Below are 26,970 nucleotides of genomic sequence, written 5' to 3'. Positions count from 1 at the left end.
GCGCTGCACCCGCGATCTCATGTGCAAAGGCAAAACAGGAAAACGCACATGAGCATACAGGTTCAGCGGAAGCAGTCCGGCCTTCCCCGCGCAATGGTTTTACAGCTTATATCGTGCTCTCCCCGGCGAGACCTGGCTTGTTTGTCACCGTCATTCCCAGGAGGCGTGAGCCTCCTAGGAATTTGACACCTGCCATCGGGGCGTCAGGACCACACGACTTTGCCGTCCGCGTCACGCGCTGTTCGTCAAAAGCGCATCGGCGTCCACCGCTCCCCGCACCAACGTTCGTGACGATCGCGAAACGCCCCTCTTCGAGGGCACGGGATGGCGAGGATACGAAGGTGATTTGGGTCAAGAGTCAAGGATAATTTCTGAAAATCAGAAATGCCATGGAGGTGTGAAAGGGGATGGACACAACATCGTGTGATTTGCCCCGTCGGGCAGAACCGCATGTGCTCACGTCATCCTGAGGTGCGCGCTCTTGCGCGCCTCGAAGGATGGCCGCGAGCACCGTGCTGAACACCATCCTTCGAGACGCGGCGAAGACGCCGCTCCTCAGGATGACGTCCAAGATAGCTTCATGGGCTCTCGGGATGCCGGTGCCGTTGCCGCCAGCGGCGGCAATTCCGCGAGAAGCGGTCCCAGCATCGATTGATAGGCACGCCGCCGTCCGACCGAACTGGCATAGATCGGCCTTCGCACCTGGGCTGCGCTCGCGGTGCGAACTATTCTTTCGGTGCTGTGGAAGTCGAGACAACGCGCGTCCCACGGCAGGCCGCAATGCGCCACGATGCGACGCGCCACGCCTTCGAGGTCGGCGACCGTGTCCTCATAGGCCACGTCGAGGATGCGCCCGGACGGCAAAACCTGTTGCCAATGCGCCATCAGGGCCTGGTAGTGCCGGTAATAACGTCCGAGTTCGGCGAGATCATAGCTGTGGAAATTGCCCTCGGTGAACAGCTTGGAAAAACAGGAGATGCAGGTATCGACCGGATCGCGCACGGTGTGAATGATAGCGGCATTGGGTAGCGCCAGATGGATCAGGCCGGCGAAGACAAAATTGGTCGGCATCTTGTCGGTGACGTGCGAGGCGGTGGGCGCCAACCGTTCGATCGCTGCAAGATAGCGGCCGCCCAGTTCCTGAAAATGCCCAGCCGACATCTGCGAGGCGATTTCGGGATGGCAAAAAGCTTCACCACAAGAGACTTGGCCACAAGAGATTTGGCCCATCGCAGATCGAACATCACCGATCGCGCGCTCGAACCATGTCAGCTCTCCGGCACCGAACATTTGGGGGTGGCTGGCGAGGATCTGTTCGACCAGCGTGGTGCCCGAGCGCGGCATTCCGATGATGAAAATCGGCTTGGCCGACGGCTCGCCGCAGCCGCGCTGCTTGCGGACGAATTCGGGTGAGAACACCTGCCGCATACGATCGAGTTCGCCCAGCACGGCCGCCTCTTCATAACGAACCATCGAACGCTTGAGCTTGTTGCCCGCCAATAGCCGTTCGAATTCGGCTTCCGGCCGGCCAATATCCGCGTAGGCCTTGGCCAGCGCAAAGTGCAGCTCGATCTGCTTTCCGACCGCAAGGTAAGCCTCGTCCCTCGACAGTGCTTCCAGCGCCGTCAGATACGGATCGCCGGCGACGTATTTTCGGATATCGCCCAACTGGCGAAAATACAGTGGATCGCGCGGCGCCAGCGCAATGGCGCGTTCGGCGGCCTCGCGGGCCTCGTCCAGGCGGCCGGATTGCATCAAAGCCAGGCTCAGATTGTGGTGGGCATCCGCCAATTGCGGATTGAGCGCAAGCGCACGCCGGATCACGGGCTCGGCTTCGTCCGACCTGTCCAGGTTGATCAGGGTGATGCCAAGATTATGCAGCGCCGCTACAGAATTCGGGTTGAGTGCGACGGCACGCCGAAACACGGCCTCGGCCTGATCGGGTTTACCGATATCGATCAGCAGACTGCCGAGATTGCAATGCGCTTCGACGCCGTTCGGCTTGAGCAGGATGGCGCGGCGAAACATCTCCTCGGCTTCCGGGATTCGATCGAGCCTTCGCATAATATTGCCGCGGCCGTTGTAGGCATCGGCCTCGCCGGGATTGAGCGCCAACGCCTTGTCATAACCGGCAAGCGCCTCGGCGACGCGGCCCAACTCATTGGCGACATTCGCGCGATTTGTCAGCACGATGGCCAGATCCGGCTTCAACGCCAGCGCCCTGTCGTAGCTCACAAGCGCTTGTTCGAGCCGGTTCATCTCTTTCAGGATCACGCCGCGATTATTCCAGGCCGGCAGAAAGCCCGAATCCAGAGCCAGAGCGCTGTCATAGCTCGACAGCGCCTCCTCGAAACGGCCCAGCGAGTTGAGGCTATTGCCGCGCGCATTGAAAGCCTCGACGGCGGCAGGATCGATCGGTTGATGGGCCGGCTTGGCATTGGCGCGACGTTGACGACGATTCATGGATATTTGCTGTGATATCTAGGCACACCGATATCCGTCGTGCCGCTCCATCATCGGGTGCCATTCGATGAAGAGTTCACGCGCCGGGACGGTGCATAAGGAAGCCGCTGGTCACTGTTGGGGAATCACGCGGGTACATGCAGAAAATGGCAGGCACGCGCGTCGGGTGACGAGTTAAATTCTGTTTAGATGTGTCGCATCAAAGACAGCGGGCGCTTTGGAAATAAAAAGATACTTTTGGAAACTGAGTAGACATAAATTCCGGGGAGCTTCGCGGAAAATTAGCTCGAGTTCGCGGAGCCGTAGGGTGGGCAAAGGCGCACTCGCGCCGTGCCCACCGCTCATCTCGGCTCATCATTGCGAATGGTGGGCACGGTGCAGATGCGCTTTTGCCCACCCTACGTTTTGCTTTCTTCTGCGAAGCTCAGACCATCGCGATGCAGTCGATTTCGATATCGAACGGGCCGGTCCATTCCGGAATGCAGACGAAGATGCGGGCCGGCGGGTTTTCCGGGAAATAGCGCGTGTAGATCGCGTTGACGGTCGCAAAATGCTTCGCCGACGTGCAGAAGATGTTGCACTTCATCACGTTGTCGAGCGAGGCCCCCGCCGCCTCGAGACAGCGTTTGAGCTGCGCCATCACCAGTTCGGTCTGGCGCTCGATCGGTACGGCGACGATCTCGCCGGTTTCCGGATCGAATGGCGGCAATCCGGATACGAACACCATGTTGCCGGCGCGCGTCACCGCGGAGGCCGGCGCCTTCCATCGCTCGAGCCAGGAGGAAATCGGTTCGACGCGGATCACTTCTCGTTTCATGGCATTGCCTTCGGTTCGGGTTGACGAAGGTCAACCTAACATCGGAAAGCGCCGGCATGCTACGAGCGTGATCGAAGTATCCGCGTAAAGCGGCCCATGAAAGTTGAACATGGCGGGAACCCGGTTCCGGCGGTTTTCAGTTAGAAGGCCAAGCTTCCGCCTTTATTGACGGTCGTATTGCCGGGGGGACTGTGGTGCACGCTGACGAGGCCGGATCATGGGACAAACCGTATGAGCGTTTCGAAGTCAAACGGACCGACCACCAAAAAGCCTGTGCTCTGGATGGTGCCTGCGCGAATGGGACGGAGGGGCTCTTCCGCGGTTTGCGGCGTGCTGAAATCGGCATCGACCCTCACCTTGCGGGCGCATACCTCCGCCGCCACGCGCAAGAGGGTTCAGGGCGTCAAGATCACGACCGTGTAACAGTGACGTCATAATCTTCCAGGGATAATGCGCTGCGGAAATCGACTGTCGGTGCCGCCGCGCTATCTGCGGTATCGATTGGGGCCATGTCGCCTGAAGTATTGTCGCTTGAAGTCATGTCGCTTGAAGTCATGTCGGCAAAAGATCGATTGCGCTCTTCCAATTGCTGTTGCGTGACCGGGATCAGCGTGGCGCGGCCTTGGTCTACTCTTGCCTGATTGAGCTCCACGAACGGGCGCAGCTTTCGATCATAGGCGGCAAAGGCTGCGGTGTGGTCGGCATGCGAGGCGAGTTCGCCGGCGAGCACATAGGCCCCGACCAGCGCGAGACTGGTGCCCTGGCCGGTCAGGAACGACGGCGCATGGGCGGCGTCTCCCACCAGCGCGACGCGGCCCCGCGACCACGACAGCATGCGGATCTGCTGAACCGTATCGAAATAAAAGTCGTCCGCGGCCAGCATGGCCTCGACCAGCTCAGCTGTCTTCCACCCGCCATCCGCGAAAGCCTCCGCCGTCAACCGGCGCTGCCGGTCGTGGTCGCGCGCCTCCTGCTCGGAGAGCCGCGGATGGGCGAAGGCCAGGAAGGCATGCACGGTTTCGGGGCGCTCGCCCACCGCATACAGCACGGCCACGCGGCCGGGCACATTGTAGCAGACCGCTTCGCGACTGAGCCCGAGCGTATTGGGGGTGAGAAAGCCAGCAAAGCAGAAACCGATCGGGTACTCGAACTGGCTCTCGGGTCCGAAGACGAGCGCGCGCGTGTTTGAATGCAGCCCGTCGGCGCCGATCACGACATCGAAGCTTTCGCGACCGCCATCGCTGAACGTCACCTCGACATCTTCGCCGCGATCGACCAGATGTTCGATCGAGGTGCCGAACCGATAGATGACGTCATCACGCGTCGACTCAACCAGCATTTTTGTCAGCACGCCGCGCGGCACTTCGACGTCGCGCCCGCCCGTCATCATTTCGGGCCCGATCTCGGCCAGCGCCCGCCCCTCGCCGTCGATGAAGGTCAGTCGCTTCGAGCCGATGTGGGCGACGCGCAGGCCGGGCAACAGCCCCATGCGCTCGACCACGTCGATCGCGGTGCCGCGGACGTCGATCGGATAGCCGCCGCTCCGCAACGCCGCGGCGCGCTCGACGATCGTCACCGCGAAGCCGTAGCGGTGCAGCCAAAACGCCAGCGCCGGGCCGGCAAAACTTGCACCCGAGATCAGAACGCGACGCCGAACCGGCGACGCATCACGCGCGAAATGGGTCGACATGTCCTGACCTCGCCATTAAGATGCATTGATGCATCTAGTCTCCGCATCTAGCCTTGCGCAGCGCCGGCGTCAAGATGCGGAAATGTATCTTATTAAATTGAGTGAGCACATGATGGAGAAGCGCCGCCGCGGCAACGATCTCGACAGCGCGATTCTGGACGCCGCATGGCTCGAACTCAGCGAACGGGGCTACGCCGGCCTGACCATGGAGGCGGTGGCCGCGCGCGCCGGCACCAGCCGCCCGGTGCTCAGCCGGCGCTGGGACGGACGCGCGGCGCTGACGGTCGCAGCCCTCCGTCATCAGATGCACAAGCATCCGCTGACGGTGAAGGATCGCGGTGACCTGCGAAAGGAACTGCTCGAACTGCTCGATCGTGCCGCCGATCGCGCGGCCGGCGTCGCCGTGGGGTTGGCGTTCTTTGCCAACGAATATTTCCAGCACACGCGCTCCTCGCCGCTCGAACTGCGCGCGCAATTGCTGCTGGGCGAAGCCAACGTCCTGACCCCGATCCTGGATCGCGCGGTGGCGCGCGGCGAGATCGACGCCAAGAAGCTGGTCCCGGAAGTCACGACGTTGCTGACCGATTTGTTCCGCCACCATGTGCTGATGACGTGGACCGCGCCGCCGCCCGCCATGCGCAAGATCTGGGTCGACGCGATATTCCTGCCGCTGGTCCGCGCACGCTGACTAAATCAACCCGAGACCGGTCACAGCTTCCAAGCGGCAGGCAAACGGCCTAACCTCGATGCCCCGCCATCGGCGAATTGCGGCCATGCAAGGTGCCGCGGTTCGTCTTCTTGATTGGATTGGATTGGAATTTCACATGAGCGAGATCTGGCAGCTTTCGGCGACTGAACTGGCGCAGCGCATTGCAAATCGGCAGTTGAGTTCAAAGGAGGTGGTCGAGGCCCATTTGTCCCGCATCGAGGCGGTAAATCCAGCGCTGAATGCTGTGGTGCTGGTGCTGGCGGACGACGCCCGCGCCGCAGCCCTCGAGGCCGACAAGCAATTGGCTGCGGGCGCGACCGTCGGCCCGCTACATGGCGTTCCCTTCACGGTGAAGGAGAACATCGACATGGCCGGCCTTCCGACCACCTGGGGCGTGACGGCGCTGGCCAAGGCGGTGGTGCCTGCCGATGCCCCGGTCGTCGAGCGCATGCGCGCCGCGGGCGCTATTCCGATCGGCCGCACCAACCTGCCCGACATGGCGCTGCGCATTCACACCACGAGTTCGCTGCATGGGCTGACGCGCAATCCCTGGCATCCCGGCCGCACCGCGGGCGGCTCCAGCGGCGGCGAGGCCGCGGCGCTGGCCAGCGGCATGAGTCCGATTGGCCTTGGCAACGACATCGGCGGTTCGCTGCGCAATCCGGCTAACGCCTGCGGCATCGCCTCGATCCGCCCGTCGGCGGGCCGCGTGCCCGATGCAGGCTATGTGCCGGCCGAAGACCGCTTGCTGGCCGTGCAACTGATGAACGTGCAGGGCCCGATGGCCCGGCGCGTTGCCGACGTGCGCCTTGGCCTGCGCGTATTGATGGGCGCGCACCCGCGCGATCCCTGGTCGATCGATGCGCCGTTCGATGGCCCGCCGATCGGCCGGCCGATCCGCGTCGCCGTGCTGCCCGAGCCGCCCGGTGGAAGCACCCATCCGGCGGTCGCGGCAACGGTACGGCGCGCCGCGCAGGCACTGGCCGACGCCGGTTATGTCGTGGAAGAAGTCTGCCCGCCGCGTTACGAGGACGCGATCAACTGCTGGCTGCGCCTGATCCTGGGCGACTTCGGATCGGTGCTGGAATCGCTGGCGCCGATGATGGGCGCCGATGCGACGGCCTTCCTGAACAACTTCAACCAGCTTACGCCGCCCTTGGCCGACGCGAAGGCATGGTCGCAGCTGATGGTCGAGCGCGACGGCATTGCGCGCGCGTGGTCGACCTTCATGGCGGACCGGCCGCTGCTGCTGTCGCCGACCTGGACGCAACTGCCGTTCGAGCATGGCTTCGATTCGGCGAGCGTGGCCGGCACGGCCGCCACCAGGGAGCTGATGCGACCGGTGGTCCCGGCAAACGTGCTGGGCTTGCCTTCGGCCTGCGTCCCCGCCGGCCGCGACGAGGCGACGGGATTGCCGATTGGCGTGCTCGTCACCGGTCGCCGGCTGCGCGACGACCTGTGCCTCGAAGCCGCCGAAGCGATCGAGTCCCGTCTTGGCCTGGCGACGCCGATCGATCCGGTGCGCTGAAACGCAGCCGGCGGATCTTCCTCAGTGTGACCGCGGCATCACCAGATCATCGAGCCCGATCGGAAACCGGCGTACGCGAACGCCGGTGGCGTGCCACACCGCGTTGGCGATCGCGCCGGCCGAACCGGTGATGCCGATTTCGCCGACGCCCTTGATGCCGAGCGCGTTGACGTGGGGATCGTGCTCCTCGATCATCAGCGCCTCCATCGACGGCACGTCGGCATTCACCGGGACCTGATACTCGGCGAAATTGGCGTTCAGCGTGCGGCCGGAACGCTTGTCCATGATGGCTTGCTCGTGCAGCGCAAAGGACATGCCCCAGATCATGCCGCCAAAAATCTGGCTGCGCACCATGCGGGGATTGATCACCCGTCCCGCGGCGAACGCCCCGACCAGGCGGGTGACGCGGATCTGGCCCAAATCACTATCGACCTTGACCTCGGCAAACACCGCGCCATGCGCATGCATCGCGTAGCTGGATTGCGCGGCGGGATCGGCCGCGCCCTTGCCACGGGCTTCGACCTGCGCGAGGCCGGCACGGCCAAGGATATCGGCGTAGCTGTCGCTGCGGGTCTCGTCGTCGCGACGGAACAGACGGCCGTCGCGCGCGATGACGCCGGCATTGCCGGCGCCGAACAAGGGCGAGCGCTGATCGTTGGTGGCGAGATCGGCGAGTTTTGCGATCACTGCCGCACCCGCATTGTGGATCGCCATGCCGGCGGTCGCGGTATGCGCCGAGCCGCCGGCGATGCCGGCGTCCGGCAAATCGGAGGTGCCGGCCTTGAACTCCATCCGATCGAGGTCGAGCCCGAGCGCATCCGCCGCGATCTGCGCAAACGCAGTCCACGCGCCCTGCCCCATGTCGTGTGCGCCGGTCTCCATCACGCCGCTGCCGTCGCCGCGCACCACCGCGCGCGCTTCGGCCGCGAACATCAGCGCCGGAAAGGTCGCGGTGCCCATGCCCCAGCCGATCAGCAAGCCGTTTTCGTCGCGCAATTGCCGCGGCGCCAGCGGGCGTTTCGACCAACCGAAATGCTCGGCGCCGCGCGCATAACATTCCCGCAGCGCCTTCGAGGAAAACGGCTTGCCGGAAATCGGTTCGACGTCGGCGTAGTTCTTGAGGCGGAACGCCAGCGGATCCATGCCGCAGGCATCCGCCATCTCGTCGATCGCGCTCTCCAGCGCAATCGATCCGGTCGCCTCGCCGGGCGCCCGCATGAACAGCGGGGTGCCGGTGTCCAGCCTGACAGCCTCGTGCGAGGTAGCGATGGCGGGGCTGGCGTACAGCGTATGCGAGGCGTCGGCGGCCGGCTCGAAGAAATCATCGAACGTGCTCGATGCCACCTTGGCGCGGTGATCGATCGCGGTCAAAAGGCCCTCGCCGTCGGCGCCGATGCGCAGCCGCTGGCGGCTCGCGGAACGATGACCGACCGGCCCATACAAATGTTCACGGCGCAGCACCAGCTTGACGGGCTTGCCGACCAACCGGGCGGCCAGGATGCCAAGCAGTTGCGGCCCCGAAATCAGGCCCTTCGAACCGAAACCGCCGCCCAAAAAGGGACTGCGGATATGGATGTTCTCCGGCGAGATGCCGAACAATCCGGCGATCCGCCCCTGCGCCATTGCGAGGCCCTGGCTCGGCGTATCGACCGACAGCGCATCGCCGTCCCACGCCGCCACGATCGCATGCGGCTCCATCGGGTTATGGTACTGCATCGGCGTCTCGTAGGTCGCATCGATGCGCCTTGCCGCCGCCGCGAGTCCCGCTTCGACATCGCCACGGTGCATCGCGGACGGATTGCCGACGCCGACGGCAGCGGGGACAAAACTCTCTGACGCATCGAGCCCGACCCGGGCCGGCTGCGTTTCATATTTGGGCGCCAGCAGCGCTACGCCTTCGGTCGCGGCTTCCAGCGTTTGCGCGATCACCACCGCGATCGCCTGGTTGGCATACCGCACCTCGTCGTTTTGCAGCAGTTCGAGCCGGAACATGAAGGGGTGCAGCTTGGCGTCGGGATCCTCGGCCAGCCGCGGACGGTTGGCCGGGGTCATCACCTCGACGACGCCGGGATGCGCCTTGGCGGCCTCGACGTCGAGGAAGCTAACGCGACCGCGCGCGATAGTGCTGACCGCGAGCACCGCATGCAACATCCCGGGCGGATGATTATCCGCGGCGTAACGCGCAGCACCAGTGACTTTCAGGACACCGTCGCGGCGGGTCAGCGGCTGGCCGATATTCGAACCGTGGCGGGCATGCGCGGGGACTGGCGTCAGGCTGATTTCAGGAGGCATGGAGTGCTCCGGCAACAGGGGCGAAGGGAGAACCAGGCAGCGCTGCGACGCGCTCGGCCGTTTCTGATATCGCGAGCGTCAAGGCGCGCACGATGATGCGTTTTGCCAATTCGATCTTGAAGGCATTGTCGCCGCAGGGCCTGGCGTCGGCGAGGGCTGCCTCCGCGGCGCGGCGGAAGGTGGCGGCATCGGGAACGCATCCTTCCACGATCTTCTCGGCGGCATGCGCACGCCACGGTTTCGGCGCAACGCCGCCGAGTGCGAGCCGCGCATCCCAGATCGTGCCCTGCTCGATCCGCAAGCCAACCGCGGCGGACACCACCGCGAAGGCAAAGGACGTGCGTTCGCGGACCTTCAGATAGCGCGCATGGTGGGAGAACGTCCGCGCTTCCTTCGGCAGCCGCACCGCGACGATGAGCTCGCCGGGCAGAAGTACGTTTTCCTGCTCGGGCGTATCGCCCGGCAGACGATGCAGCGCCTCGACCGTGACCTCGCGCCGGCCGGTTCGGCCCTCGATCTCCACCACCGCATCAAGGGCGGCCAATGGCACGCAAAAATCCGACGGATGGGTGGCGATGCAGGCCTCGCTCCAGCCGAGCACGGCGTGCAAGCGGTTCTCGCCGCCACGGGCATCGCAGCCGGTCCCCGGCTCGCGCTTGTTGCAGGCAGAGGCCGGATCGTAAAAATATCCGCAGCGCGTTCGCTGCAGCAGATTGCCGCCGACTGTCGCGGCGTTGCGAAGCTGTCCCGATGCGCCTGACAGCAGCGCCTCGGCGATCGCGGGATAGGATTTGGCGAATTCGCCATCGTGCGCGAGATCGGCGTTGCGCACCAGCGCGCCGATCCGTGTGCCGCCGTCGGGCAACCGTTCGATCCGGTCGAGCCCCGGCAGATGCGAGATATCGACCAGACGATTTGGACGCACGATGCCGCCCTTCATCAGGTCGAGCAGATTGGTGCCGCCAGCAAGATAGGCAGCTCCCGGCTCGGCCGCGGCTGCGACGGCTTCGGAAATCGTCGCTGGCCGGACATACTCAAAATTCTTCATGCCGCGCGCTCCTTGACGTGATCGGGTTTGGCAAGATCGGGTTTGTCGGGATTGGCCATCTTCCGCTGCGCTTCGAGCACCGCCTCGGTGATCCCGGCATAGGCGCCGCAGCGGCAGAGGTTTCCGCTCATGCCTTCGCGCACCCGCTCGGGATCGTCGCCGGCATGGCCTTCCATCACGAGGCCGATCGCGCTCATGATCTGGCCGGGCGTGCAGAATCCGCACTGCAAACCATCATGCGCGATGAAGGCGGCTTGCATCGGATGCAGTTCGTTGCCGCTGGCGACACCTTCGATGGTGAGGACGTCGGCGCCGTCGTGGCTCACCGCCAGGGTCAGGCACGAATTGATCCGCCGTCCGTCGAGAATGACGGTGCAGGCGCCGCACTGACCGCGGTCGCAGCCCTTCTTGGTGCCGGTGAGATGCAGACGCTCGCGCAAGAGATCGAGCAGCGTGACCCTGGGATCGTCGAGGTCGATGCTATGCGGCACACCGTTAACGGTCAGGGTGATAGGGAACTTCATGCAGTGCTCCGATCAATGCTATGGTCGACATTGAACCCCGGCCGCCGCTGTTGGTTCGGCGGGCCTGTCCAGGTTCGGTGCTGAAACGGCAAATATGGAGGCGCCCTCCGTTTACAAGGGGGCACGATATCAAAAAAGATACCTAAATTAGTCAGATGTCACATTCCGCAGAAACCGTCCGAAAGCCCCGCGCCGATGCGGTCCGCAATCGCGAGCGCGTGCTGGAGGCCGCCAAGGCCGTGTTCAGCGCCGGCGGTCCGGACGCGAGCCTGGAGGCCGTGGCCAAACGCGCCGGGGTCGGCATCGGCACGCTGTATCGCCACTTCCCGACCCGCGAGGATTTGTTCGAGGCGGTCTATCGGCGCGAAGTGCAGCAGCTCACCGAACTGGCGGAACAATTGAAAAGTGAAGCCGACCCGGTCGAGGCGCTGCGCCGCTGGCTGCAATCCTGTGTCACCTTCATAGCCACCAAGAAAGGCATGCTGGCGGCGCTGGCGCTCACGGTCGACGGCTCGTCAGAAATCTATGCCGGTACGTTCGAACGCCTGATCAACGCCGTCGGCGCGTTGCTCGCGCGCGCCATCGCCGCCGGCGATATCCGCGACGATATCAGCGCCGAGGACGTGCTGCGCGCCCTGATCGGCATGTGCTATCTGCACGACCGGCCGGGCTGGCAGGACAGCGTCATGCGGCTGGTCGACGTCTTCGTCGATGGTCTTCGCGTGCGAAGCAAGGTCGATAGCAACGCCGATAGACCGAAGAAGCCGGCGGCGCCGCCGCGACGCGCGAAATAGCGTCATTATTCCACCGGCATCAGCCGGTCGCGAACCTGCGACAGCACTTCGTAAGGCTGTCCGCGATACGGTTCGCTGCACGCATTCAGGCGCTCTATTTGCTCGGCGGACAGAGTCATCCTTCCTGCCGCTAAACCGTCGGCGAGCTGCGCTTCATTGCGAGGACCCAGGATCGGGATCATGCCTTTACTCTGTACCCACGCCAGCGCGACTGCGGAGAAATCGGCCTCCATCTCGGTGGAGACGTCCGCTAACGCAGACGCCAGAATGTCATTTTCGGATCGATTGCGCAGTCGTTGCGAAAGTCGCCCTCCACCCAACGGCGAATAGGCCATGATCCCGAGGCCCCGCGCCCGAGCCAATGGAAGATGCTCGCGATCGGCGTCCCGTTCCAACAGGCTGTACTCAAGCTGCACAGCCGCCAACGGCGCCCAATTCCGGCATTCGGCCAGCATGGCAGCCTCGGCGATGCGCCAGGCAGGGAAATTGGTCAGAGCGATGTGAACGATCTTGCCCGTTCGCACCAGATCGTCCAGCCCAGCCATGATCTCTTCGATCGAGGTGCGCCCGTCGTCAAAGTGCGGCATGTAGATATCGATCCGATCGGTCCGCAGCCGCCGCAGGCTACCCTCGAGGTCCGTCAACATCGCCTTGCGATGGCTGCCCACCAGCGACGGCACTGGCGCCGACTGGGCCGTACGACCATACTTCGAAGCGATAATGAAGCGGTCACGCCCGGCATCGGCCAGGAAGGTGCCAAGACGTTCCTCGGAGGCTCCGAGTTGATACGCGCTGGAGGTGTCGAACAAATCCCCACCAGCTTCGGCGAACGCTCGCAAGACACGCTGCGCGGCGTTGTCGTCGGTCGCTCCGTCGCGATCTATCCCGAGTCGACCCGTGCCGAGGGCGAGCGCAGATGCGGTCAATCCAGTATGCTTGCCGAGTAAGCGACGTTTCACGCTCATCCTCCTTCGCCCCCATTCCCTCAGGACGCTTCAATGTCTGGATCTAGAGAGATGACCGCAAGTACGTACCTTAAGGTGCCTGCCACCCCCTCCGCGGAAGCGTCTTGCCTGGGGCCGGGAGGCTCAGCGGCTATGGTCCGAAACACCGTCGCCATGCTTGATGGCCGTTGGAAGCTGGATATTTTATTCCGGCTGTTCGAACGGCCCGTGCTGAGGTTCGCCGAGTTGCAACGCAGCCTTTCGGGCGTTTCGCACAAGGTGCTGATCCAGCAGCTCCGTGACCTGGAGACCGATGGTCTTGTGTTGAGGACCGATCACGCCGAGGTCCCGCCTCACGTCGACTATCGGCTGACGCAAGGCGGCGAAGCCCTTCGTCCCGTTCTGGTGGCTCTGCGCGACTTCGCCAGAAGTCATTCCGCGATCGAGCCGTTGCCGGTCAGCCCGGCGGATTGAAGGTCCTGGCGAAATAGACCGGTGATTTTGCCTTCTTGAGCCGGTAAAGCTGCGCAGGCCGATTGGGTCCCTTGCGCATCCTTGCCAGCGGCTCGATCAGGTCCGCCGCGAGCATCCGCGCGCGGAACGCGCTCTTCTCCAACACCCGATCAAGCACGATCTCATAGACCCGCTGCAAATCCGGCAGCGTGAACTCTTGCGGCATCAAATAGGCCGGCAGCGACGTATACTCGACCTTGCTGCGCAGGCGCTGGATCGCGGCTTGGAGAATATCGCCGTGATCGAACGCGAGTTTCGGTTTGACCCTGCCCGCGGTCACCGCAAACCATTCGGCGTCGGCAGCGTGCTGGTCGCGCGTCGGCACCGCCGGCAATAGCGCAAAATAGGCATGCGTCGCGGACCAGCCGCGCGGATCCCGCGTGGCGCTGCCCCAGCTTCCCAATTGCTCGAGATACGGACTGACGACGCCGGTCTTTTCCTTCAGCTTGCGGATCGCACAGGCCTCCAAGCTGTTGTCCCTGACGGTGTCGACAAAACCTCCCGGCAAGGCCCAGGAACCCGGAAACGGTTCACCCTCGCCTGCCGCCCGCTGCACCAGCAGGACGTGAAGCGCATCGTCCCTGATCGCAAAAACGACCCCATCGACCGTGGTCAACGGTCGCGGAAAATCAAGTGATTCCTTCAACTTGGACATAGGCATAGACATCCCAAAGCTAGTCAGGTCATTTCCAATCTCGACGCTTGACAATAACACACTTAGTTGTACTGTCCAACTTAATTAGTTGTTCAGACACACTTAGTAGGAGGATTGCATGTTCGGGATCCGATTCCACAAGGCCCAGCCCACCACCTATCTGATGAAATACCGCGCCGGGAAAGTGACCCAGGAAGGCGCCGGCCTTTCCACGTTCTATTACGCACCGGTGACCTCGCTGGTCGCCGTGCCGATCGGCAGCCGCGACGCCGCCTTCATCTTCCAGCAGACCGCGCGCGACTTTCAGGCCCTCACCATCCAGGGCCACGTCACCTATCGCATCAGCGAACCCAAGCACGCCGCCTCGATGCTCAACTTCACCCTCAAGGCGGACGGCAAAACCTACGAGTCGGATGACCCGGAGAAACTGCCGCAGCGCATTTTGGGGACCGTGGAAGTTCTGGCGCAACAGGCCGTCAAGGAGCTGCCGCTCAAGGAGGCGCTGCAGGCTTCCGATCGCATCGCCAACATCATCGCAACCGGGCTCACCGGCCGCGCCGACATCGCATCGCTCGGCCTGGAGATCCTCGGGGTATCTATACGCGGCGTGAAGCCGACACCCGATACCGCCAAGGCGCTCGAAGCCGAGGCGCGTGAAGCGATCCTCAAGAACGCCGACGAGGCGATCTTTGCCCGGCGCAATTTCGCGGTGGAGCGCGAACGCGCCATTCGCGAAAGTGAGCTCGACACCGAAATCGCGGTCGAGCAGAAGAAACGATCGATCCGGGAAACCCAGATGGATGCGGAAGCCAGCGTCGTGGCCAAGAAGAACGAGCTGCGGGAAGCCGGAATGGTCGCGGACATTACCCTTGAGGGCAAGCGCAAGGATTTTGTCGAACTCAATGCCGGCAACACAAGGACGCTGGCCGACGCCGAGGCCTACCGGGTCGGCGCGCTGATGAAAATCTTCGAGGGCGTCGATACCAAGGTGATCCAGGCGCTGGCCGCCGCCGGCATGCAACCGGCCCAGTTGATCGCCCAGGCCTTTACCGGAATTGCCGAGCGCGCCGAACGGATCGGCCAGCTCAACGTGTCGCCGGACCTGCTTCAGACCCTGCTGGAAAAGCCGAAGCCTGCCGAGGTCGTCCATGCCCGCCGACCGTGATCGCAAGGTGGTGCTGGTCACCCGCAAGACCAGGCTCGAGGACCTGATCGCGAAATTCCTGACGGCGGATCAGGCCAGGTTTTATGTCGAGCATCTGGGCGCCGACTTCTCCGACTACCAGCGCGAGCACGACGTCTACCTGCAACAGCAGCAGCGCACCGTGCAAACGCTGGAGCAATGGGGCCGCTACCAGATCATCGAGCGCAGCTTCCTGCCGAACTTCATGTTCGGCCCCTCCGATATCGTGGTCGCGCTCGGTCAGGACGGCGTGGTCGCCAACACCATGAAGTATCTCGACGGCCACCCGTTGATCGGCCTCAACCCCGATGCGGCGCGCTATGACGGCATCCTGCTGCCGTTCGTGGCGGACGACCTGCCCGCGTTGTTGCGAGAGGTCGCGGCGGAGAAACGTCCCTTCAAGACGGTGACCATGGCCAAGGCCGCGCTGACCGACGGACAGGTGCTCTACGCCGTCAACGACGTCTTTATCGGCGCCCGCTCCCACACCTCCGCGATCTATGAAATTGCCGATGGCGAACGCAAGGAGACGCAGTCGTCGAGCGGGCTGATCGTATCCACCGGCCTCGGCTCGACCGCATGGTTCAAGAGCATCGTCACCGGCTCGCTCGCGATCGCCGGAGCGTTCGGCAGTGCCGCCGCGGGCCCTCCTTATTTGCCGCTGCCCTGGGACAGCCACCAATTGCGGTTCGCGGTCCGCGAGCCGTTTCCAAGCCGGACCTCCAAGACGACCCTCGTCTACGGCGAGCTGAAGCAGTCGGATCGGCTGCGTGTGCGTTCGCTGATGCCGGAAAACGGCGTCATCTTCAGCGACGGCATCGAAGCCGACCGCCTCGAATTCAATTCAGGGACCGAGGTGCAAATCACGGTCGCCGACCGAGAAGGCCGGCTGATCGTCTGACGTCTTGCGTCCTCATCCGCCAGCGGGCCCCGTCAGCGATCGAAATAACGCTGCCGCTCGACTTTGGCTTCGGCGATCAGACGACCTCTACGGATCACCCAGCGCCGCGGCGTTCGGGTCGTGAAGGCCTCACGCGCGTCGCGGGCGTCGAGCACGACCAGATCCGCGACGCCACCGACCGCGACGCCGAAATCGGCAACGCGCAGGGCCTTGGCGCCGTTGCCGGTGACCATATCCATCACGGTGAGAATTTCCGCAGGCTGGCTCATATGCGAGGCGTGGCAGAGCAGAAACGCGATCTCCAGCGGGTCGTTCTGGCCGAACGGATAAAACGTGTCGTGCACGCAGTCCTGGCCACAGGCGACATTGACGCCGGCGGCGAGCAGTTCCTTGACCTGGGTGACGCCGCGCCGCTTCGGATAATCGTCGAGCCGGCCTTGCAGCATCAGATTGGTGGCGGGGTTCGCGATCATGTTGACGTTGGCATCGCGAAGCCGGGCAATGACATGATCGGCATAGTCGCGCGGGTAGCCTGCGAGCGCACAGGTATGGCCGGCGGTCACCCGCCCCTGCCAGCCATGGCTGACGGTCAATTCCGCCACGATTTCCAGCGTGCGCGCCGCCGGGTCATCGGTCTCGTCGACATGCATGTCGATATCGGCGTCGAACTCGCGGGCGATGTCGAACACGATTTCGATGTGCCGGCGGCTATCCTGTGGCGAGGCTTCGTTGAACGGCATGCCGCCGACCACATCGACGCCGAGCCGCATCACCTGCCGCATCAGCGCTTCGGTTCCCGGCGATTTGACGATGCCTTCCTGCGGAAACGCGACGATCTGGATATCGATCAGATCGCGAAAGCGGTCGCGGGCGCGGATCACGCCTTCCGCCGGACGGGTACCTCCGATCGGATCGACGTCGACATGGCTGCGCAACCGCGACACGCCATTTTCGATGGCGCGCGTCAGCACGCGTGAGGCGCGGTCGGCGATTTCTTCAATTGTGTAATTGCGCTTGATCTCCCAGAGGATCTCGATCGCCTCGGTCAGCGTCCCCGAAACATTGACCGGCGCGCGCTCGGAGATCAGCGCCTTGTCGAGATGAATATGCGGCTCGACAAAACCGGGCACCGCCATCCGGCCATCGGCATCGAGCACCAGCGCGGCGGGCTGGGACAGGCTTTTTTCAATGCCGACGAAGCGTCCCTTGGCGATGCCGATATCGCGCAAGCCTTCGATATTCGCGAGGGCTACATTCTTGATCAGGATATCCAGGGACATGGCGGTGCTCGCGGGGCTTGAGGATCGGCCGTATCGAGCAAGCCCTGTGCCAATCCAGCAACGCGCCGAGCCGGCGGCCTACTCACCCTTCGGCTGCGCAAAATATTGTCCAAGCAGCCGATAACCCCAGAAGGCCTCGTCGTCTCTCGCGCTCTGGCGCAATTGCTCCGGCGTGAAGCCGGTATGCCGCCGCATCTGCCTGATCATATGCGCCTGGTCGGCAAATCCCGACGCCGCGGCTAGCCCGGCCCAGTCGACATCGCCGTTCTCGGTCGCCTCGTGCCATCTGGCATAGAGTTGCTCGGTGTGGCCAAGGCCGTGCAGGTCGCGCTGGTTGGCGCCGGTCCATGCTTTGACCCGCCGTGCGATTTGCCTTGTGCTGCGTCCAAGATCGGTGAGCGCAGCCCGGCGCACGAGGCTCGCGCTCCAGTCTTCGATCGATCGCATCGGCCTGGTCCCGGCAGGGCGCGTGCTCGCCCATAGGGTCTCGATGCTGTCTTCAAGCACCGAGAACGCGCGCTCGGCTCCGTCGCGCACGATCGAATCGAACAGCTCGCGGCAGGGCTCCAGAAGCGGTTGCGGCAAGACTTCTTCCGCCGGCACCATGCGTCCTGCGAACGGGCTCAGATCGAGCCCGGTCATCGCCGACAACGCGTCGGGGTAGAACGTGATCGTCATCGCGTAGGTCTCCCTTGGGTTCCAACTGGCGAGCGGACCGAGCTGCGGCCCAAAGAAGGCAAGCTTGGGCAGCCTTGCGCCAGTCCAGGGACGCTCGATCTGGTCCGGCCCGTCAATCAAATGGCAGTCACCGGCGAGCAGCCAGGCCACGCTGCACAGCGGCGACGCCGGGAAGAAATTGAATCGTTGGGCGTGATCGAGCGTGACGCCCCTTGTGTCCCGAATGATCCGGCAGAACATACAGCCCGCCATCCCCGGACGCGGCCACGCGATCTCCGAGGTGGTCGTCGAAACCATTGTCACGCCTCCCGCAACGGCGGATCATGTCCGAACCGTTCAATACACCGACACTCGACTTACCGCACATTGAAAACAATCCGGAATGATGACCGCGCGAGATCGCATGCTCGACACCCTTTCTCCTGTGATTCCACCTGCCCCGGCCGTCCATGCCAAGGACCTGCCTCCGGTCAAGCTTCTGCTCGGCAGTATCCGCAACAACCTTGCGATCTGGTCCGACAATGCGTTCGATACGGGGTTCAACCGGAACACGCTGTTCGGCGTCGAGAGCGTGCTGGTCAATGATCCCGCGGGCGTTCGCCACATGATGGCGACCAACGCGGCGAACTATGTTCGCCCGGCGATGACGCCCCGCATCTTGCGCCCCATGGTCGGCCACGGTGTATTCCTCGCGGAAGGTGGCGAATGGCGCAGGCAACGCCGCCTGCTGTCGCCCTCGTTCACGCCGAACCATGTGAACATCCTGCTTCCGCACTTCATCGCGGCCGCCAACGATCTGGTCGGCGAGCTCGAAGGGCAGTCGAGCGCCGATCTGTCCGATGCCTACCAGATCGCGGCTTTGAACGCTGTGCTTCGCGCGCTGTTCTCGATGCCCGATCGCGCCGAGCGCGACCGGATCGGCGACCTCGTCCGGCGATATGTCACCGGGCCAGGACGTCCGCAGATCTTCGATGCCTTTGCCAAATCCGAGAACTCGTTTGCCTTCGCGCTGGGAAAACGCCGCGCCTTCCAGAAGCGCTGGTTTTCAGCCGTCGATGCGATCGTCAGCGCGCGCCGGGACGCGACACGCGATACGGCGCATCACGATCTGCTCGATCTCCTGATCGCGGTGCGCGATCCGGAAACCGGCGCGTCGCTCGCGGCCGACGAGGTGCGCGATCAATGCGCGACGATGATCTTCGCCGGCTACGAGACCACGGCACGCCTGCTGTTCTGGGCTTCCTATCTGCTGACGCTCGATCAGGCTGAGCAGACGCGGCTGCGCGCCGAAGTGGCAGCCTTTCCACCCGAGCGCGTCGCAACGCTCGACGATCTCGGCCACTGGCCACGGCTGCGCCGCGTGCTGCTGGAGACAATGCGGCTCTACCCGCCAGTTCCCGTGCTGGTGCGCGAGCCGATCGAAGATGATGTGATCATGGGCGAACCGGTGCGGCGCGGCGTTCAGGTGTATGTCGCACCCTGGGTGCTGCATCGGCATCGCAAGCATTGGCAGCATCCGACGGCCTTCATGCCCGACAGATTTGCCGGACAGGCGTCACCGTGGACATCGGGTGGCGCTTATCTGCCGTTTGGCGCCGGTCCTCGTATTTGCATCGGCGCGGGTTTTGCCCTTGCCGAGGCCCAGATCATGCTCGCGACCGTGCTCCAGCGATACACGCTTGCCATCGGGAGCCAGCGACCGGTGATGCCAGTCGCGCGCCTGACGATCCAGCCGAGCTATGCTCCGATGTTCAAACTTGAGAGGACGCTATCGCCGTAGCGCGAGGTCTGCGCGCTACGACAATTTGAGCATCGCGCGGGCTTCCGCGGCCGAGGCGATCTCGGCGCCGAGATTGCGCAAAATATCCACCGCGCGCAAAACCAGTTCGGCGTTGGTCTTGGCCAACACGCCCTTCGACAGATAAAGATTATCCTCCATCCCGACCCGGACGTGGCCGCCGAGCAACCAGGCTTGCGCCACCATCGGAAACTCGGCGCGGCCGATGCCAAAGCCGGACCAGATCGCGCCCGGCGGCAACAGGCTGCGCGCGTAAAACATGGTCTCGGATGAGGCGTTGAAGCCGTATTTGACGCCAAGCACCAGCGAGAACAATCCCGGCCCCTGCAAGACGCCCTCGGCGAACAGGTCGCGCGCCAGATGGCAATCGCCGGAGTCGAACAATTCGATTTCCGGCAGAACGCCGACGGCCTTCATGCGCTCGGCCATCTTGCGGACGTTGCGCGGCGTATTGATCACGACCTCGCCGCCGGAATTCATGGTGTTGAGATCGAGCGTGCAGATATCCGGCCGCAGCAATTCGATATGCTCGACCCGGCGCTCCGGCGCGATCAAGGTGGTGCCGGGCCCGGCCACTTTTGGATCGGCCTCGGACGGCACGAAGCGGCCGCCGGGGCCGGTGGTCAGGTTGATGATCAGCTGCTTGTTGCGGGCGCGGATCCGATCCATCACGTCGCGATAGAGATCGATCGACATCGAGGGACGGCCGGTTTCGGGATCGCGCACGTGGATATGTGCGATCGCAGCTCCCGCCTCCGCCGCCTCCAGCGCGCTGTCGGCGATCTGCTGCGGGGTGATCGGCAGATGCGGCGACTGCTCCGGCCGCGTCAAATTGCCGGTGATGGCGCAGGTGAGGAACGTCTTCTGAACTGGTGCCCCCATCAGATAATCCCCTGTTTCTTCAGGCCGTCGAGCTTGGCATCGTCATAGCCGAGCGTGGACGACAGCACCTGCTTGGTGTCGGCGCCGAGCAACGGCGGCGCGCGATAATCCGTTACGGGGGTACCAGAGAACGTCAGCGGATTGCGGATCAGCGACAGCTCCGGCTCGAACGGATGATTGACCTTGATCCGCATGCCGCGCGCCTGAACGTGCGGGTCGGCGAACACCTGCTCGAAATTATTAATGGGACCGGAGGGCACGCCGGCCTTCTCGAGCTCGTCCAGCCAATGCTTGACCGAATTCTTCAGGAACAATCCAGCGAAGATCGCCATGATCTCCTTGCCGTGCACCACGCGGTCGTTGTTCCTGAGGAAGCGCGGATCGGTCGCGAGCTCGGCCGCGCCCAGCACCGCGCAGGTGCGGGAGAACTGCCCGTCATTGCCCACCACCAGCATCAGTTCGCCGTCGGTGCAGCGGAAAACGCCGGCGGGCATGCCGCCATTGCCCCAGGTACCGCGCCGCGGCGGCGTCTTGCCATTGACGAGATAGATTTGCAGCCAATGCGACAGCGAAGCGATCACGGTGTCGAACAGACAGACGTCGACATGCTGCCCCTCGCCGCCCTTGGCGTCGCGATTATAAAGCGCGGTGAGAATCCCGATCGAGGTGTTCATCCCCGTCATATAGTCGACGATCGAAGGACCGACCTTCATCGGGCCCTCCCCGGGCTCGCCGTCGATATGGCCGGTGACGCTCATCAGGCCACCCATCGCCTGCAGAATAGCGTCATAGCCCGCGCGCGGCGCGTAGGGTCCGGTCTGGCCGAAACCGGTCACCGAGCAATAGATGATGCCGGGGTTGATCGCCTTGATCGCTTCGTAATCGAGCCCATAGCGCTTGAGATCGCCGACCTTGTAATTTTCCATCATTACGTCGGCGGTCTTCGCCAGATCGCGGATGATCGCCTGTCCCTCGGGCTTGGCGATATTGATGGTGACCGATTTCTTGCCGCGGTTGGCGCAGAGATAGAACGAGTTGTTGTTGTTCTCCTTGCCTTCGGGATCGACCAGATAGGGCGGCCCGAACGCCCGCGCGTCGTCACCGGTGCCGGGACGTTCGATCTTGATCACCTCGGCGCCGAGATCGGCCAGCATCTGCGCCGACAGCGGACCCGCCAGCACGCGCGTCAGATCAAGAATTTTAATGCCCGAGAGCGGCAAATCCGACATGGATATTCCTCCGAAATTGCATTTATGCGCGGCAACCAATCCGCCGGCCGTCATTGCGACCAGCCGATACACTATTTTTCGGCGCCGAGCATTGCGTTCACGGCACGGAGGTCTGTCCGCCGCCGCGGGCATGCCTCGCGGTCGGCGTTGCACGGTTTGCAGGATCAAAAACCGGCCGGGCCCTCTCGCCGATCACGCGGGCCCGACGCCGGGCGATCGATTCGGCGTGTCAGGCCCGGAGAACGCGGCGCTTTGCCGTCCCAGAGCCAGTTCGGTTCTGATTGAATCAGAACCGGGCTCTAGATTCTTGTTTTGACGCGTTTTCTGCACGCGAACCGGCATCCACGGAGCCTGTCATCGGGCGCGCATTCGCGCGACCCGTTGGCTCGAAAACGCTATGGAAACGAAAAAACCTCCAGCAGGGCACTGCTGGAGGTTTTCGGAGGTCTTCATAAGGTAGGTTATGTCTCCTTGAGACAAGAGCCCGACGGACTGAAGTCGGTGCCACTGTTTAAATACATAAATAAATTACCTGAGTAAATAATGTTTCTGTCAAATAACGCGTATTTTATCGCCGCGACCGAGTTCACTGATCGGGACCGAATCCAAGAAAAACCCCCGGCAGTTTCCCGCCGAGGGTCTATTCTCAAACCGTTTCCGTCCTTGTGGGACGAACCCGATCAGAAGTTGCGCTGAGCGCGGAAGTTGACCGAAACCGTACCCTTGTCGCCAAAGATATAGGGCGAAGCTGCGGTACCCGACTGAACCGGGAACGCCGAGCTCGAGGTACCGATCGCGCCACCCGACATGTCGGTGTGGAGGTAGGCGTACAGCACTTCCGAGCTGAACGTCAGGTTCTTGACCGGAGTCCAACGGGTCGTGAGACCGATTTCGGACATCGTGAAGCCGGGGTTACAGGTCGAACCGGGGGTCAAGGTCGTGCCGGAGGCAACATAGCTTGCGCACCAGATCGCCTTGGAGGTGTTGTTGTAGCTCAGCTGGGCTGCGCCGCCGAACAAGCTCGACGACCATTCGGGGCTCCAGTTGTGGTTGAACGCACCACGGATACCCAGACCCTGGGTCAACTGCACCTGAGTGCCGCCGACGCCGCTGTTACCCGGACCACCCGAGTAAACACCGTCGCTGATCGCACCGATGGCAAGTTTACCCGCGCTTCCGGTCGGTCCATCACCAAACATGTAGAAGGAGCCGCCCAACGGGGCCGAGGTTCCCAACACATACTTCGACGCACCGAGCGACCAGCTGCCTTCGATCTTGAAGTCGTCGCCGACACCGGTCGGCAGGTTCTTGATCTGCAAGGCCACGTTCACCGCGCCGCCAACCTTCGAGTCCGGATGGCCGAGGTTCTGGGCATTGGTCTGGGCCTGGCCACCAAGGAAGTTACCATTGGTGAGCGTGTTGGCCGTGCTCCAATAGCCCGGATCGACGTCGTGCAGAGCGCCCGACACCTGGAAGACGCCCCAGGCCTGATCGATCCTGACGTTAGCGACGAGGTCAGGCAACTGCGTGCCGCCGTAAGCGGTGCCGAGGTTGGTACAGTTCGAGCTCGCGGCGCCGTACATCGCAAGGGCGCAGGAAGCCGTGTTGGCGGAGCTCGGCACGATCGTGTTGGCGGGCGCACTCGCCGCACCGGCGACCGCCGCGTTGACGATCTGGGTACGGTTGTAGTCGCTGGCGCTGCTGTCGTCGATGCCGATCGAGGCCGACACACCGTTGCCGAACTGGGCGGTGTACTGGACGTTGTTGATGCCGGTGATGGTGTCGTAACCGCCAACCAGATACGAGGTGTTGTTGCCCGGGTAGCCCTGCCACGGCGTGGTGAAGGCCGAAGCCGACTTACCGAAGGTGAAGCCCGCGAACTGAACGAACGCGTATTCGACACCGAGAACACCGTTACCGGCGTAGTTGTTCTGGGTGTTGCCGGTCAGCACGTTGCCGGTGGTCACGTTCGAGTTGGAGAGGCCGCCGCCGTAGCCCTGGGTACCGAACGAGAAGTCGGCCTGTCCGAAGGTGCGGACCACGCCGTATTCGGTCGCCGTGCGCGTATCGATCGTCAGCGCAAAACGGGAGAGGTCGCTATATTGGTTCTCGTAACGGGTGTTGACGCCACCGTCACCGCTCCAATAGGGCGCGTTGCCGTTGCCGCCGTGAATGTTGACCTCGGCGCGCAGATAGCCGCCGATCTTGACGCAGGTGTCGGTGCCCGGGATGTAGTAGAAGCCGGCACCATACAGGGAGCAGATCCTCACATATTCGACCGCTTTGGCCTTGACGGGAAGATCAGCCGCCTGTGCCCCGCTCATGGCGACGAGAGCCGCCGCTGAGCCGAGGACAAGGCTCTTAATTATCTTCATGTTTAACCTCCAAGTTGCTCTGAGGGCGAGATGCGGACCCTTGTTCCCCAAGGTCCCTTCCCCGCCCCTGAAAACCGCTCAGTCGCTTCGCGCTTTCGGACACCCCGCAAAACGCGAGAGACTTGAGCCAACGACCTTCAACGGGACGGCGAGAATCCCCCCTCCGTCGCCACAAGTATGGCGAAAGCCATTTGCGTAATCAAATTCGTTTATTAACTCATGTATTGTTTGCCAAAACCTGTGTCTTTTCGGCAACGACCAAAAGCGGCTAGATTAATCCCGTGTCTGGTCAACAACAGGGCCGCCGGGTACCCTAACCGCGGGATTACCGAACATAAGTGATTTACTTATGTTGTTTTCTGCCTAAGGCTGCTCGCAAATCATCCGGCCACAAGGATGAGCGCAATCATCGTATGGGCAAACAGGAGGCTGGGGATACTCGATGGGGGAGTCCGCCAAAAAGGATCAGGACGTCATCCGGCGGTTCTCGTGGGAGATCGCATCGATCGGGGTTTACCTCGAGGAGCTCCGGCAGTTCTGGGCGAAGACACTGGGGATCAGCGGCCCGCAATGGATGATCATCGTCGCCCTCGCAGACCATGACCAGGGCGATGGCGTCGCCGTCAACGTGGTTTCAAAGCTGCTGCACGTCGACCCTTCCTTCGTGACGACCCAATCGAAACTTCTCGAAAAGAAGGGTTTCGTCCGCCGCAAGACCGCGGTCGAGGATGCCAGGATCGTCAAGATGTCGCTGACCGACAAGACGACGAAGCACCTGGCCAACCTCGCTTCGCAACAGGAAGCCCTGAACCAGTTTATCTTCGCGGAGTTCGAGGATCACGACATGGCCGACCTGACCGGAAAACTGGCCGCCATCAAGCGAAGGCTGGAAAAGGCCCGCCTGAAAGTCGTCGCCGATTTCTAAAAGCGTCGGAGATTCGACAAATCGAACTTGCCGACGGACCAGCTTGCCGACGTACTGAAGTTGCGGTTGCCTATCCCAGGCGGGCCGCCAACCAATCAAAGATAAACTCGTTGGCCAATGTCGGGTTGTCGGCGTGGCCCTGCGTTGCCGCCGTCTCCGCGCTCTCAAAAATCTTCAGCGTGACGTCTTCGCGGCCTGCCTTGAGCCGGTCGACCAGTTCGGCGACCCGCTCCGGCTGCAGCCAGCCGCGCTCGCCGGCGGTAATCAGCAGCGGACAGCCAATGCTTCGCATGATGCGGCTGGTTCCCATGCACGGGAGAATCTCGCCACGCGCCGCGGCGCGCCTCATCAGGAAGGATCGCTCATGCGACTCCCAGATGCCGCCATCGCAAACCGCCGCCGCGAACCGCGAATCGGCAGCGACGCCTCGCGCGACAAACGAAGAGCTCCAGCCGTCGGCCATGATCGCGATACGGCGGTCATCGACATCGTCCCTGCCGGACAGGTAATCCATGAAACAACCGATCGCCGATTCGAGCTTGCGGCTTCCTATGATCGTTTCGAATGAGGTATTGGGCCGATCGCCGAGCATGTCGACGGCGAGCAGCGACATGCCGCGTTCGAAGGCATGCCGCGCCATCTTGAAGAGGTATTCTTCCTTGTGATGGCCGGGCTCGCCGATGCAAATCACGGCCGGGGCAGGTTTTGTGGTCGCTCGCGCCGGCAAATAATAGCCCTGGAGGGTGACTTCGCTTGTCCAGGGAATCGCGACGATTTCGCCTGACGGCTCACGGTGCCGCAGGTAGTTCGCGGCACATTGGCGCATCGCAGCGATCGAGGCTTGCCGATTTTGCTCCATCAGATCGAACGGATGCCCGGCCGCCTGATAATAGGTGATGGCGCGAAGCCAGTTGTTCCGCGCCGTCGGCAAATTGCCCTCGGCAAGTGCTGTGGCGCCCCGCTCGTGGTTGACGTCGGCCGTCCTGGCCCACTCCCGGTACCAGGAATTGTCGTCCGCGATGTCGATCCGGCTTGCGGTCAGCCAGCATTCGGAGACGGTTGATCCGCCGTCCTGGGCGGCGGCCAATACCCGCATGAATTCGAGCGAAAGGTCCTCCCGCTCGGGCCAATGGACTCCCCCCTCGCGGTTGAACTCAAATTTCATGGTGGAGGTTGCCGGCGCCCTGAAGATCTGATCCTGACCGGAGCGGTAGCGACCATCGAGGATCGCCTGCAAGGAATGGCGGGAACGATCGATCGAGTCCGCGCCACTCTCTAAAACGACCTTCCGCACGACGCGAACACTCCCCCAAAACGTCGCGGCGACATTGCCGCACGCCCGACAACGGTCGGGGTAACCATTCAAAATCTTTCTTATCGGCCTGGTCTCGAACAGCTTCCCCGCAAACCGCGCCCGCCGTAACAAGTCTCGCGAAGAATACTGTTCTTGCCGATACTTGCCGATAACACCATTTTCGAAAATCGAGCTCTGCGCTGGCGGCATGCGAGCATACCGTTTTCAGTTTTAGCGCCTTTCATAGGTATTTACGCACAGACATCGCGATGTTGTGATTGATTAAGCTCGTCTTCACGGCGCCGTGTTGCTTCGGTGACTTGCCGCTCTCATGCCGTTGGGCTTGTAGGCTGCCGCGTAACGCAGGCGCTTAGTCGCACCGTTCCGGGTTCGCGTATCGTCGCGGCGGTGGTGATTTCGGATGGTGCGGCGGGCAGATCTCTCGCGC

At 63.0% G+C, this 26,970-nt stretch carries 23 protein-coding genes; 9 read left to right on the top strand and 14 right to left on the bottom strand.

The window, feature by feature from the left end:
* Positions 1 to 555: 555 nt before the first annotated feature.
* Both GSQ88_RS10245 and GSQ88_RS10240 read right to left on the bottom strand, forming a co-directional pair.
* Entirely contained in the window at positions 556 to 2,463 is a 1,908-nt protein-coding gene (locus GSQ88_RS10245; protein ID WP_159007608.1) for a sulfotransferase, read from the bottom strand.
* 424 nt (positions 2,464 to 2,887) lie between these two features.
* Positions 2,888 to 3,280: a RidA family protein gene (locus GSQ88_RS10240; protein ID WP_159007607.1), complete on the bottom strand. Its 393-nt coding sequence runs from the start codon at positions 3,278 to 3,280 to the stop codon at positions 2,888 to 2,890.
* A 191-nt stretch (positions 3,281 to 3,471) separates the two neighbouring features.
* Here GSQ88_RS10240 and GSQ88_RS10235 point away from each other — a divergent pair, with 191 nt between their 5' ends.
* Complete coding sequence (locus GSQ88_RS10235) at positions 3,472 to 3,717, top strand: hypothetical protein (RefSeq protein ID WP_502706715.1); 246 nt, start codon at positions 3,472 to 3,474, stop codon at positions 3,715 to 3,717.
* On the opposite strand, the gene GSQ88_RS10230 is transcribed toward GSQ88_RS10235, so the two are convergent.
* Complete coding sequence (locus GSQ88_RS10230) at positions 3,690 to 4,970, bottom strand: FAD-dependent monooxygenase (RefSeq protein WP_159007605.1); 1,281 nt, start codon at positions 4,968 to 4,970, stop codon at positions 3,690 to 3,692. The two genes, GSQ88_RS10235 and GSQ88_RS10230, sit on opposite strands and share 28 nt — an antisense overlap.
* A gap of 109 nt (positions 4,971 to 5,079) precedes the next feature.
* Here GSQ88_RS10230 and GSQ88_RS10225 point away from each other — a divergent pair, with 109 nt between their 5' ends.
* Positions 5,080 to 5,658, top strand: a complete 579-nt coding sequence (locus tag GSQ88_RS10225) for a TetR/AcrR family transcriptional regulator (protein ID WP_159007604.1) — start codon at positions 5,080 to 5,082, stop codon at positions 5,656 to 5,658.
* A gap of 136 nt (positions 5,659 to 5,794) precedes the next feature.
* Complete coding sequence (locus GSQ88_RS10220) at positions 5,795 to 7,207, top strand: amidase (protein WP_159007603.1); 1,413 nt, start codon at positions 5,795 to 5,797, stop codon at positions 7,205 to 7,207.
* A gap of 21 nt (positions 7,208 to 7,228) precedes the next feature.
* Here the strand turns inward: GSQ88_RS10220 and GSQ88_RS10215 are convergent, their stop codons facing one another.
* From GSQ88_RS10215 to GSQ88_RS10205, 3 genes are read right to left on the bottom strand one after another with little or no spacing between them, the layout of a single operon-like run.
* On the bottom strand, positions 7,229 to 9,499 hold the full coding sequence (locus tag GSQ88_RS10215) for a xanthine dehydrogenase family protein molybdopterin-binding subunit (RefSeq protein WP_159007602.1): 2,271 nt from the start codon (positions 9,497 to 9,499) through the stop codon (positions 7,229 to 7,231).
* Positions 9,489 to 10,547, bottom strand: coding sequence for an FAD binding domain-containing protein (locus tag GSQ88_RS10210; RefSeq protein WP_159007601.1), 1,059 nt, complete (start codon positions 10,545 to 10,547; stop codon positions 9,489 to 9,491). Before GSQ88_RS10210 ends, GSQ88_RS10215 begins: the two co-directional genes overlap by 11 nt.
* Positions 10,544 to 11,071, bottom strand: a complete 528-nt coding sequence (locus GSQ88_RS10205) for a (2Fe-2S)-binding protein (protein ID WP_159007600.1) — start codon at positions 11,069 to 11,071, stop codon at positions 10,544 to 10,546. Before GSQ88_RS10205 ends, GSQ88_RS10210 begins: the two co-directional genes overlap by 4 nt.
* A 155-nt stretch (positions 11,072 to 11,226) precedes the next feature.
* Here GSQ88_RS10205 and GSQ88_RS10200 point away from each other — a divergent pair, with 155 nt between their 5' ends.
* Positions 11,227 to 11,865 (top strand): TetR/AcrR family transcriptional regulator, encoded by a 639-nt coding sequence (locus GSQ88_RS10200; protein ID WP_159007599.1) that lies wholly within the window; start codon positions 11,227 to 11,229, stop codon positions 11,863 to 11,865.
* Between the two features lie 5 nt (positions 11,866 to 11,870).
* Here GSQ88_RS10200 and GSQ88_RS10195 read toward each other — a convergent pair whose 3' ends face one another.
* Positions 11,871 to 12,830 (bottom strand): aldo/keto reductase, encoded by a 960-nt coding sequence (locus tag GSQ88_RS10195; RefSeq protein ID WP_159007598.1) that lies wholly within the window; start codon positions 12,828 to 12,830, stop codon positions 11,871 to 11,873.
* Between the two features lie 153 nt (positions 12,831 to 12,983).
* On the opposite strand from GSQ88_RS10195, the gene GSQ88_RS10190 reads away from it, so the two are divergent.
* Positions 12,984 to 13,283, top strand: a complete 300-nt coding sequence (locus GSQ88_RS10190) for a winged helix-turn-helix transcriptional regulator (RefSeq protein ID WP_349628212.1) — start codon at positions 12,984 to 12,986, stop codon at positions 13,281 to 13,283.
* Here GSQ88_RS10190 and GSQ88_RS10185 read toward each other — a convergent pair.
* Positions 13,267 to 13,977: an NUDIX hydrolase gene (locus tag GSQ88_RS10185; RefSeq protein WP_246735197.1), complete on the bottom strand. Its 711-nt coding sequence runs from the start codon at positions 13,975 to 13,977 to the stop codon at positions 13,267 to 13,269. The genes GSQ88_RS10190 and GSQ88_RS10185 overlap by 17 nt on opposite strands.
* Before the next feature lie 118 nt (positions 13,978 to 14,095).
* Here GSQ88_RS10185 and GSQ88_RS10180 point away from each other — a divergent pair, with 118 nt between their 5' ends.
* Entirely contained in the window at positions 14,096 to 15,142 is a 1,047-nt protein-coding gene (locus tag GSQ88_RS10180; protein ID WP_159007595.1) for an SPFH domain-containing protein, read from the top strand.
* Positions 15,126 to 16,061 carry a diacylglycerol kinase catalytic domain-containing protein gene (locus GSQ88_RS10175; protein WP_159007594.1) on the top strand — a complete coding sequence of 312 codons (936 nt, stop codon included), beginning with the start codon at positions 15,126 to 15,128 and terminating at the stop codon, positions 16,059 to 16,061. The genes GSQ88_RS10180 and GSQ88_RS10175 overlap by 17 nt, the downstream gene beginning before the upstream one ends.
* A gap of 32 nt (positions 16,062 to 16,093) precedes the next feature.
* On the opposite strand, the gene GSQ88_RS10170 is transcribed toward GSQ88_RS10175, so the two are convergent.
* On the bottom strand, positions 16,094 to 17,341 hold the full coding sequence (locus GSQ88_RS10170) for an amidohydrolase family protein (RefSeq protein WP_159007593.1): 1,248 nt from the start codon (positions 17,339 to 17,341) through the stop codon (positions 16,094 to 16,096).
* A 78-nt stretch (positions 17,342 to 17,419) separates the two neighbouring features.
* Positions 17,420 to 18,316 carry an AraC family transcriptional regulator gene (locus tag GSQ88_RS10165; RefSeq protein WP_159007592.1) on the bottom strand — a complete coding sequence of 299 codons (897 nt, stop codon included), beginning with the start codon at positions 18,314 to 18,316 and terminating at the stop codon, positions 17,420 to 17,422.
* 106 nt (positions 18,317 to 18,422) lie between these two features.
* Between GSQ88_RS10165 and GSQ88_RS10160 the strand changes: the two genes are divergently transcribed.
* Positions 18,423 to 19,799 carry a cytochrome P450 gene (locus tag GSQ88_RS10160; RefSeq protein ID WP_159007591.1) on the top strand — a complete coding sequence of 459 codons (1,377 nt, stop codon included), beginning with the start codon at positions 18,423 to 18,425 and terminating at the stop codon, positions 19,797 to 19,799.
* Positions 19,800 to 19,814: 15 nt separating this feature from the next.
* Here GSQ88_RS10160 and GSQ88_RS10155 read toward each other — a convergent pair whose 3' ends face one another.
* From GSQ88_RS10155 to GSQ88_RS10145, 3 genes are all read right to left on the bottom strand, one after another.
* Complete coding sequence (locus GSQ88_RS10155; RefSeq protein WP_159007590.1) at positions 19,815 to 20,699, bottom strand: beta-keto acid cleavage family enzyme; 885 nt, start codon at positions 20,697 to 20,699, stop codon at positions 19,815 to 19,817.
* The gene (locus GSQ88_RS10150) at positions 20,699 to 21,928 is read right to left on the bottom strand and encodes a CaiB/BaiF CoA transferase family protein (protein WP_159007589.1); all 1,230 of its coding nucleotides are present in this window, start codon (positions 21,926 to 21,928) and stop codon (positions 20,699 to 20,701) included. The genes GSQ88_RS10155 and GSQ88_RS10150 overlap by 1 nt, the downstream gene beginning before the upstream one ends.
* 680 nt (positions 21,929 to 22,608) lie before the next feature.
* Positions 22,609 to 24,303: a porin gene (locus tag GSQ88_RS10145; RefSeq protein WP_159007588.1), complete on the bottom strand. Its 1,695-nt coding sequence runs from the start codon at positions 24,301 to 24,303 to the stop codon at positions 22,609 to 22,611.
* Between the two features lie 442 nt (positions 24,304 to 24,745).
* Here GSQ88_RS10145 and GSQ88_RS10140 point away from each other — a divergent pair, with 442 nt between their 5' ends.
* Positions 24,746 to 25,228 (top strand): MarR family winged helix-turn-helix transcriptional regulator, encoded by a 483-nt coding sequence (locus GSQ88_RS10140; RefSeq protein WP_159007587.1) that lies wholly within the window; start codon positions 24,746 to 24,748, stop codon positions 25,226 to 25,228.
* Positions 25,229 to 25,298: 70 nt separating this feature from the next.
* Here the strand turns inward: GSQ88_RS10140 and GSQ88_RS10135 are convergent, their stop codons facing one another.
* Complete coding sequence (locus tag GSQ88_RS10135; RefSeq protein WP_246735195.1) at positions 25,299 to 26,522, bottom strand: alpha/beta hydrolase family protein; 1,224 nt, start codon at positions 26,520 to 26,522, stop codon at positions 25,299 to 25,301.
* Between the last annotated feature and the right edge of the window lie 448 nt (positions 26,523 to 26,970).

The organism is Bradyrhizobium sp. S69, from assembly GCF_009766005.1.
Classification (GTDB): Bacteria; Pseudomonadota; Alphaproteobacteria; order Rhizobiales; family Xanthobacteraceae; genus Bradyrhizobium.
Note: the sequence above shows the minus strand (reverse complement) of the source record. Positions and strands in the feature narration are given on the sequence as shown.